At 37.1% G+C, this 6,399-nt stretch carries 5 protein-coding genes; 2 read left to right on the top strand and 3 right to left on the bottom strand.

Features of this window, described 5'->3' with window-relative positions; translation table 11 throughout:
• On the top strand, window positions 1-370 hold a 370-nt coding region (locus F6K18_RS35625), incomplete at its 5' end, for a hypothetical protein (protein WP_353735275.1).
• A gap of 285 nt (window positions 371-655) precedes the next feature.
• Here F6K18_RS35625 and F6K18_RS35630 read toward each other — a convergent pair.
• The 3 genes from F6K18_RS35630 to F6K18_RS35640 all read right to left on the bottom strand — a co-directional run bounded on the left by F6K18_RS35630 (window position 656) and on the right by F6K18_RS35640 (window position 3,892).
• Complete coding sequence (locus F6K18_RS35630) at window positions 656-1,795, bottom strand: TIGR03364 family FAD-dependent oxidoreductase (RefSeq protein ID WP_287528047.1); 1,140 nt, start codon at window positions 1,793-1,795, stop codon at window positions 656-658.
• A 314-nt stretch (window positions 1,796-2,109) separates the two neighbouring features.
• On the bottom strand, window positions 2,110-2,844 hold the full coding sequence (locus F6K18_RS35635) for an HAD hydrolase-like protein (protein ID WP_287528049.1): 735 nt from the start codon (window positions 2,842-2,844) through the stop codon (window positions 2,110-2,112).
• A gap of 907 nt (window positions 2,845-3,751) precedes the next feature.
• The gene (locus F6K18_RS35640; protein ID WP_287528052.1) at window positions 3,752-3,892 is read right to left on the bottom strand and encodes a hypothetical protein; all 141 of its coding nucleotides are present in this window, start codon (window positions 3,890-3,892) and stop codon (window positions 3,752-3,754) included.
• Between the two features lie 42 nt (window positions 3,893-3,934).
• On the opposite strand from F6K18_RS35640, the gene F6K18_RS35645 reads away from it, so the two are divergent.
• Window positions 3,935-5,776 (top strand): serine/threonine-protein kinase, encoded by a 1,842-nt coding sequence (locus tag F6K18_RS35645; RefSeq protein WP_287528053.1) that lies wholly within the window; start codon window positions 3,935-3,937, stop codon window positions 5,774-5,776.
• Window positions 5,777-6,399: the final 623 nt, after the last annotated feature.

The raw sequence follows: 6,399 nt of genomic DNA on the forward strand, positions 1-6,399 counted from the left end.
ACAGGAGACAGGAGACAGGAGACAGGAGACAGGATACAGGAGACAGGAGACAGGAGACAGGAGACAGGATACAGGATACAGGAGACAGGAGACAGGAGACAGGAGACAGGATACAGGATACAGGAGACAGGAGACAGGATACAGGAGACAGGATACAGGAGACAGGAGACAGGAGACAGGAGACAGGAGACAGGATACAGGAGACAGGAGACAGGAGACAGGAGACAGGAGACAGGATACAGGAGACAGGATACAGGAGACAGGAGACAGGATACAGGAGACAGGAGACAGGAGACAGGATACAGGAGACAGGAGACAGGATACAGGAGACAGGATACAGGAGACAGGAGACAGGAGAAACGAGGAATGAGCGAGGAGGTAGGAGTAAGAATTGTCAATTTGGGATTTTTCTACCATAGTCAGCCCAAAATACTAGCTTTTTGCAGCTCACAGGCACCGAAAAGCTGGCACTTTTTTGAACCCTAAAAAGGCTAATACCTTTATTTTTCAATACTTTGAGGATTAATCAGCAAGCTCTAATTATTCGGTAATCAAACATAGCATTACTATTTAGAAATGGTATTAAAACTCAGACAACGTAAGATTTTTTCTTCTTCCTTCTTCCTTCTTCCTTCTTACTTCTTACTTCTTCCTTTTACAGCATTTTTTCCACTACTTCTGTTGCTAAACCAAAGGATAAAGTCATACCTGCTCCACTCAAGGCGTTAATAATTGTGACTCCCGTTTCTGGTTGAGTGATAAATTCAGTTTTGCCTGGAAGTTTGGCATAAACTCCATGCCAAGTTTCGGTAATTTCTAACTCAGGAACCTGAGCAAATTTTTTCAAGTAATCTAATATATATTGATTGATTTGTACTCGGTCGAAAGGTTCTGGGTTCAAACCATATTCATGGGAATCACCAATAATTAATTCACCTGCTGCATTTTGTGACATCATCACATGAATTCCCCACTCAGGAAAATGGGGAGTTTCTGTTTCAATTCTGGTTTTGAGTGCTGCTAAAGACGGACAGTGGGCAAAGGAAGTGTAATGAGTCAAGGTTAACCCGCCACATAATGCTACACCAGCACGCCAGTTTTCAGGTTGAGGTACTGTTCGCATCATTTGTAATTTTACTTTCGTCATGCCACTGTTGGCAAAAGTATCAGGATATAAAGTTTCAAAGTCAACCCCACTACAAACAAAAATACGGTCTGCTTGCCATTTTTCTCCACCCGCTATCAGATAAGGATGGGAAATTTCTGTAACGACTGTGCCGAATTTGAATTCAACATTGTATTCTGCTGATAAAAAACCAGGTATTTTTTTGATTGCTTCTCTGGGGTCAACTATTATTTCTGTTGCGCTCCACAATGCTCCTAATAAACCGTCAGTAATTACGGCAGGAGTTTTTTCTGCTACTTGCTCGGGTGTGAGCAAAGCTAATGTCTCTTGTTCTTGTTGAGTTGTAGTTTCTATGAATTCCTTGATTACTTGTAGTTCATCTTCTCGGTAGGCAAGATGTAGGGAACCACATCGATCTAAATGAAAACCTGCTTTTGCTCCGACTTCTAACCAAATTTCTCTTGATTTGAGAGCGCGATCGCGTAATTCTCCATATGGCTGTCCAATTGGCCAAATCATACCAAAGTTACGAATAGATGCTCCCACTGCATAAGGGTTTCTTTCAAAGACTACTACCTTGAGACCAAGTTTGGCAACTGCTAAAGCGTGAGCTAAACCAACGATACCTGCACCGACAACGATAACATCTGCTTGATGAATTTGAGTCATGTTTTATTTTCCACTTATATGGTATCTGGATAATTAGTTATTGTATGATGAGAGGAGTCAGGAGTCAGGAGTCAGTAGGAAGAAAGGATGAAAGTTGGAATTATCTGGGGATATTCTGGCATTTTATGTCTGCATTGAATGGAAGTAGAAAGTGCGATAACTGTATAACCGGATTTTATATTATTCTAATAAATGTGCAATAGACATCTGGTAAAAATCAAAAATAAAATCAATTCTCACACTAGATATATCAATTATTTCTCCCTACTGCCTACAGCAAAGCTGCCTACTACCTACTGCCTACTGTCTACTCCCTATGCATGGAGGAGATGTCTAATTTTGTCTTTTAATTCTAAGAGTGAGTTGAGTAATCCATCATTGCGGTATTGTGCTAATTGTTCTTTTGTGTGAGTACCATTTGTTACACCAAAAGTATATAAACAGTTAGCATTAATTCCTGCTTCTAAGTCAGAAGGAGTATCCCCAATTTTTATCACAGTTTGTGAGTCTTTTATTCCTAGTTTGTACATGGCTTTTTGAATCATGTAAGGTGTCGGACGACCTTCATTATTATAAATTTCTGTGGGAGTAATAGAGGATTGAATAATTGATTTTTTGTCTCCAATATAATCACTATTTAACTTTTTGTCCCATTCTAAACGGTGTAAGATAATGTTAGTTACTTCTCGATAAAATCCAGTTGTTAAAGCGATTTTTATATTTTGCGATCGCAACCAAGTAAAAATTTCTAAGCACCCCTTTGTTGGTTCGATAAACTGAGTTTTATAGTGATTTTCCAGGATTTCTTTGAATTTAGTAAAAGAAGTTTCAACTTGAGCAGGATAATCAGGATGTTCTTGACCTATTTGTGCTTGCCAAAGTGTTTCAAAAACTAATTTTTTCGACCATCCCATCATTGAATTTACCCGTTCTGCTTTTGCATCAAGTCCTGTAGTTGCAGCAGCTTCTAAAAAACAATTTTGGACTTCATTTTGGTCTTTGACAGTAGTACCTGCCATATCAAAGATGACTAAGTTAACTTTTGACATGAGTAGACTTTTTTTAATTTACATAAACACTATCATAAATATTTCGGCATTGCTGAATTAAGGTATGAAAGAGGTTTATAGGGAACACTTAACACTTAACTGGGAACAGGGAAAAGTTAATATTAACAAGTAGTTCAAACCATCCAAAATAAAAAATCCCAAATACAAAATTATCAAATCATACCCAGAATCAGCAACGCCAATATTTCTATAAATTATATAAAGCTCCCTTGTATTGTAGAGATTTTATGAGAAAAGTATGTTTTTAATTTTTAACTTAAATTCATGGCAGATGATAGCTAAAAATAAGGCGTTGCTTAAATGTAATGATAATTAGATATCTACTGCACCCATAGGGAGTAGGCAGCTTTGCTGTAGGCAGCTTTGCTGTAGGGGTAAATAATTGATAATTTCTTTGGGATATAGATATTGATTTTTGATTCTTGGAGATGTCTATTAGCTGAAGGTAAAATTGAAAAACTGATATTTTGTGCCCAAAGTTAATCTCAAAATCATTACCACTCAGCAACGCCAAAAATAAGATATTGGGAATACTGATAACTAAGATTAAACTTGTCAAGTGAAATGGCAAATTTCGTTCATTCTCTTATCCATTATATGAACAAATTGAACATATTATCTTTTCTTTTATGAGTTTAATACTTAACTATCACTTGCGGTGTCTATAAATTGTTTGGGGGTCGATCGAGGGTGGCAGCTTCTTTTAGTATCCCCATCCACTTGTACCTTCTTACTTCTTCCTTTTTCAACTATTGATTAGCGAACTTCACATATTTGTCACTCTGCTGAAAGTAATAACAGGAGATTTTGTGTATAGCAGTCAAAGCAAAGGTTAGGACAGATCAAAAACTTAAAACTCAGACAACGCCAGATTTTTTCTTCTCTCCTAGATAACTAAACGCCTTCTTTCTTCTCTTTCCTTCTCTCCTAGATAACTAAACGCCTTCTCTCCTAGATAACTAAACGCCTTCTTTCTTCTTTCTTCTGCTATAACTACTAATTCAAAGCTACAATATTTAAAGTTCAATTTTTTGTCCAATGTATCAAAGGTCTAAAAAAATTACTAATTATGACGAATCTGCCAGAGTTTTTTAACCAACGTTATCAAGTTCAACAAGAACTAGGTTGTAATCCAAATGGAGGTCGCATTACTTATTTGTCAACTGATACTACGACAAAAACACCTGTTGTAACTAAACAATATCAATTTGCCAATTGGGCAGAATATGATAGTTATCATCGAGAAATTGAACTACTCCAACAACTCAATCATTCTAGTATTCCACGTTATCTAGATTCATTTGAAACAGAAAATGGCTTTTGCTTAGTACAAGAGTACAAAAATGCCCCCTCTCTTGACCCAACACAGCATTGGACAGTAGCAGAAATTAAACAAATTGCTCAATCAGTATTAGAAGTTTTAGTTTACCTACAACAACAAGTACCACCAATTATTCATCGGGATATTAAACCAGAAAATATCTTAGTTGAACGCAACGTTACTCAACTAAAAGTTTACCTGGTAGATTTTGGATTTGCCCGCAGTGGGTATGGTAATGTAGCAATTAGTAGTGCAGTCAAAGGCACTTTAGGATTTATGCCACCAGAACAATTGTTCAACAGGGAACTCACAAAAGCATCAGATTTGTACAGTTTAGGTGTAACTTTAATCTGTTTATTAACTAATACAAAATCTAGTGAAATCGGCAAATTAGTTGATGATAGCTATCGAATTAATTTTAAGAAATTACTGCCAAAACTAGAACCAGCATTTGTTAATTGGCTAGAAAAAATGCTGGAACCAAATTCAAAACATCGCTTCCCCAATGCTGAGATTGCTCTCCAAAGACTGAAATCTATTGATGATGGAGAAAATATGAGAACTAAAACAATGCAATTTGGCAGGAAAAAAACTACAAAAATATTTGCTGGAGTAGCAACAATTAGTTTGTGTTTAATAGCATTTTCTAGTACCATGGCAGCACTAACAACCTGGGGTGAAAATAAATGGTTAAATTCTCGGATAGAGCTAGAAATATCTCGTTCTAATGCGAGAAAGCAGCATTTGCAGCAAGTTTTATTGCAAACAGGTCAGTGTCCTCGGTGTGAGTTGAATAATGTTAACTTAGCTTATGGAAACTTGAAAAATGTCAACCTCAAAGATGCTAGTCTAGAAGGTGCCGATCTCAATAATGCTAACCTCGAAGATGCCGATCTATGGAAAGCAAGTTTGGGAGGTATTAATCTTTCATCTGCTAATTTATCAAATGCTGACTTGAGAGGTGCTAAACTCAGATACGCAAATTTACAGTCTGCTAACCTATGGAGTGCTAATCTAGGGTATGCTAATCTGTGGAATGTGAACCTGAGTCAAGCAAATCTTCGAGATACTAATTTGTGGGGAGCTAACCTTGGTTATGCCAAGCTAGAAAATGCTAACCTGAAAAATGCTAAACTCAGATACGCAAATTTATTTAGTGCTGAGTTAGAGAATGCCGATCTCGAAAATGCGAATTTGAAGAATGCCAAATTAGATGGTGTTAATCTCAAAGGTGCTAAGTTAAAACACGCTAATCTTAAGGATGCTGTGCTGGCAGGATACAAAGGTCATGGTTATCGCAGTGTGAATTTAGAAAATGCCGATCTCGAAAGTGCTAATCTCGAAGGTAGTAATCTCAAAAATGCTAATTTACTGGGTGCCTACTTGAAGAATGCTAATCTTAGGGAAGTTTCTCTCGAAGGTGCGGACTTACGGGGTGCGAATCTTACGAATGCTAATCTCAGCAAAGCCTATTTACGAGGTGCGAATCTTCGTGGTGTCAACCTTCGCGGTGCTAAACTGGACACTGCAAATTTCCGAGATACTGACCTTAAAGGTGCAATCATGCCTGACGGTAGTATTCATCCTTAATTATCATTATAATGTTTGCTTAATTAGTTATCAAAAAACTACTCTATCTATTCTCTATTATAGCAGAAGGAAGAAGGAAGAAGGCGTTTAGTTATCTAGGAAAGAAGAAAAAATCTAGCGTTGCCTGAGTTTTAAGCTTTTGATATGTCCTCACCTTTCCTTCCACTGCTATACCAGTTTTTTATACCGCATTTTTCAAGATAGTAAGGTACAGTTTTCTATTAAAATCTATTCTTTTGTTTGTGTTGTCTAATACTTCAGCATTTTGTACCTGATCAAACAGCAAACTGCTATAAGTATTAGAGTTGTTGGGAATTAAGCACAAAAAATGGCTAAAACCCTTATCAGTCAAAGTTTATAGCTATTTTCAAATGTAAAATCCTGAAAGCTTTATACAGTAAGCTTTTGAGCATTTTAAATTTTTATTTCCCAACAACTCTATTAAATCGAATATAATACCAATTTGATAAATATTTGCTACAAATAATATCAAATCCGGTAGCATGGGTGTAATTAGATGGGGAGATGGGGAGGTGGGGAGATGGGGAGATGGGGAGATGGGGAGATGGGGAGATGGGGAGGTGGAGATGGGGAGATGGGGAGATGGGGAGATGGGGAGGTGA

This window comes from Okeania sp. SIO2C2, assembly GCF_010692625.1.
In the GTDB taxonomy this organism is placed as follows: domain Bacteria; phylum Cyanobacteriota; class Cyanobacteriia; order Cyanobacteriales; family Microcoleaceae; genus Okeania; species Okeania hirsuta.